Annotated in this window: 3 protein-coding genes; 2 read left to right on the top strand and 1 reads right to left on the bottom strand. The window is 64.6% G+C overall.

Annotation, left to right across the window (positions count from 1 at the left end; all coding sequences use genetic code 11):
* Positions 1-175, bottom strand: a 175-nt coding sequence (locus tag ACXRVY_RS21935) for a transposase (protein WP_457266308.1), incomplete at its 3' end; no start/stop codon positions are given.
* 131 nt (positions 176-306) lie between these two features.
* On the opposite strand from ACXRVY_RS21935, the gene ptsP reads away from it, so the two are divergent.
* Both ptsP and ACXRVY_RS21925 read left to right on the top strand, forming a co-directional pair.
* Positions 307-2,823 carry a phosphoenolpyruvate--protein phosphotransferase gene (ptsP, locus tag ACXRVY_RS21930; RefSeq protein WP_223460298.1) on the top strand — a complete coding sequence of 839 codons (2,517 nt, stop codon included), beginning with the start codon at positions 307-309 and terminating at the stop codon, positions 2,821-2,823.
* Positions 2,824-2,852: 29 nt separating this feature from the next.
* On the top strand, positions 2,853-3,084 hold a 232-nt coding region (locus ACXRVY_RS21925), incomplete at its 3' end, for a PTS transporter subunit EIIC (protein ID WP_458238226.1).

Here is a 3,084-nt window from a genome sequence, read left to right as displayed (position 1 = left end):
CCTTAGCGCCCACCGGAGTCGAGCCCAAACGTTCCTTCCGAACCTGGTCGACCCAGCGGCGCAGGGCCGTAGGACCGATATCCAGGCTGGCGCAGACCTCGGGAACCGACTGTCCCTCGTCCAGCACCATGCTCGCCGCCTTGAGTTTGAACTCACTGGAATAAGATTTACGCATAGCCAAAACACCTCAGATTTGGGCGCCATCATAGCGCCCGATTGAAGTGTCCAAAATCATTAGGCCAGTTCAGGCTCGCTCCTACAGGGAAGCGCATTGATCCGAACCGTATTTTTTGATGAGACCGAGCCATGCATAACAACAATAAAGAGCTGACTTTAAGCGCCCCGCTCAGCGGCCCGGTGCTCACGCTCGCCAAAGTCCCGGACCCGGTGTTTGCCAGTGGCGCCATGGGCGACGGCATCGCCATCGATCCACTCAACGACACGCTCCATGCCCCCTGCGCGGGCGTGGTGGTGCATGTCGCCCGCACCGGTCACGCAGTGACCCTGCGTGCCGACAACGGCGCCGAATTGCTCCTGCACCTGGGCCTCGATACGGTCGAGTTGCAGGGCCAGGGTTTCTCGATGCTGGTCAAGGAAGGCGCACGGGTCACCAACGGCCAGCCGCTGCTGCGCTACGACCTGGACAAGGTCGCGCAACAATGCAAGAGCCTGGTCAGCCTGCTGATCCTCACCAACAGCCAGGACTTTCAGGCACGCCCCATCACTCTGAAATCGGTGAAAGTCGGCGAGCCGTTACTGCACATCATCCGCCGCCAAAGCGCCGGAGCGCAGGTTGAAGTAGAGCTTGCCGGCGAAGAACAGGTCGGTCATATCCGCATCGCCCACCGCGGTGGTTTGCACGCGCGGCCGGCAGCACTGATTCGCCAGACAGCCCAAGGGTTCAAGAGCAAATCGCAGCTGCATTTCGCTGGCAAATCGGCAACCTGCGACAGCCTGATCGGCCTGATGGGATTGGCCATCGGCGAGCAAGCGCAGGTCCAGGTCAGTTGCCAGGGGCCGGATGCCGAAGCCGCGTTGCAAGCCTTGCTGACCGCGTTATCCACAGCCCTGGCCGAGGACAGTCACGCCACCGCGCCACCCACAATTGCTCAACGCAGTCGCCCCGCCGAAGCCGGTGTATTGCATGGTGTCTGCGCGGCGCCCGGCCTGGTCGGCGGGCCGCTGTTTCGCCTGAATGCGATCAGCCTGCCGGTGGATGCCGGCCACCATGATCCGCAACAACAACTGCAAGTACTGGACGCGGCACGGAGCCAGGTGCGCAGCGAAATCGAGCACACGCTGGCCCTGGCGAAAAAACACAAGGACACCGCCGAAGAGGCGATTTTCGCCGCGCACCTGGCGCTGCTCGAAGACCCGGCCCTGCTGGACGCCGCCAGTCAAACCATCGCCCAGGGCACGGCCGCGACCCACGCCTGGAGCCAGGCCATCGACGTGCAATGCGAAGTCCTCCAGCAAACCGGCAGTACGCTGCTGGCCGAACGCGCCAACGACCTGCGCGACCTCAAGCAACGGGTGCTGCGCGCATTGCTTGGCGATACCTGGCATTACGATGTGCCGGCCGGTGCCATCGTCGCGGCCCATGAACTGACGCCATCCGATTTACTGCAACTGAGCCAGCAAGGCGCCGCCGGTCTGTGCATGGCAGAAGGCGGCGCGACCTCTCACGTGGCGATTCTGGCCCGGGGCAAAGGCCTGCCGTGCATGGTCGCACTGGGCTCGACGCTGCTCGATCAGCAACAGGGGCAACCGGTGGTGCTGGACGCCGACGGCGGCCGTCTCGAACTGACACCCGGCACACAGCGCCTGGCCGACGTGCGCCAGCTGCAACAGCAACAGCAACAACGCCGGGCCGAACAACAGGCCCAGGCGCACACACCCGCGCTGACCATCGATGGCTTGCGCATCGAAGTCGCCGCCAATGTGGCGTCCAGCGCGGAAGCGGCAGACGCATTGGCCAATGGTGCCGACGGCGTCGGCTTGCTGCGCACCGAGTTTCTCTTCGTCGACCGCCACACCGCCCCGGATGAACAGGAACAGCACCACGCCTATCAAGCGGTGCTCGATGCCATGGGCGACAAGTCGGTGATCATCCGCACCATCGACGTCGGTGGCGACAAGCAACTCGACTACCTGCCGCTGCCCGCCGAGGCCAACCCGGTGCTCGGTCTGCGCGGCATTCGCCTGGCCCAGGTTCGCCCTGAACTGCTCGACCAGCAGCTGCGCGCGCTGCTGCACCTGCTCCCGTTGTCACGCTGCCGGATCCTGCTGCCGATGGTCACGGAAGTCGATGAACTGCTGCACATCCGCCAGCGCCTCGACGCCTTGTGCGCGGAACTCGGCCTGGCGCAACGCCCGGAGCTGGGGGTGATGATCGAGGTACCGGCCGCCGCGCTGCTGGCCGAGCAACTGGCCGAACACGCGGACTTCCTGTCCATCGGCACCAACGACCTGTCGCAATACACCCTGGCCATGGACCGCGACCACGCCGGGCTCGCCGCGCGCGTCGATGCGCTGCACCCGGCGCTGCTGCGGTTGATCGCCCAGACCTGCGCCGGTGCGGCACAGCACAACCGTTGGGTGGGTGTGTGCGGTGCACTGGCGTCCGATCCATTGGCCACGCCGGTGTTGGTCGGCCTGGGGGTCAGTGAGTTGTCGGTGAGCCCGGTGCAGGTCGGTGAAATCAAGGACCGCGTGCGTCATCTCGACGCCAGCGAATGCCGGCGCATCAGCCAGGGCCTGCTCAAGCTGAGCAGCGCCAGCGCCGTGCGTCACGCCTGTCACCAGCATTGGCCTCTGAGCTAAAGAACAACAAGAATCCAGGGAGATCCGCCATGTACCAACTTTTCATCGAAGGCCTGCAGCGCCTCGGCCGCGCGCTGATGCTGCCGATCGCGATCCTGCCGATTGCCGGTTTGTTGCTGCGCCTGGGCGACACCGACCTGCTGAACATCGCGATCATCCACGACGCCGGCCAGGTGATTTTTGCCAACCTGGCGATGATCTTCGCCATCGGCATCGCGGTCGGGTTCGCCAAAGACAACAACGGTACGGCGGGTCTTGCCC

The sequence above is a fragment of the Pseudomonas sp. P5_A2_2 genome (assembly GCF_054177685.1).
The sequence above is the reverse complement of the archived record's forward strand: the minus strand, read 5'-3'. Positions and strand labels throughout refer to the sequence as shown.

What these genes read in the sequence shown, in the direction of transcription:
- ptsP (WP_223460298.1), top strand. Translation starts at nt 307, where the DNA reads ATGCATAACAACAATAAAGAGCTGACTTTAAGCGCCCCGCTCAGCGGC.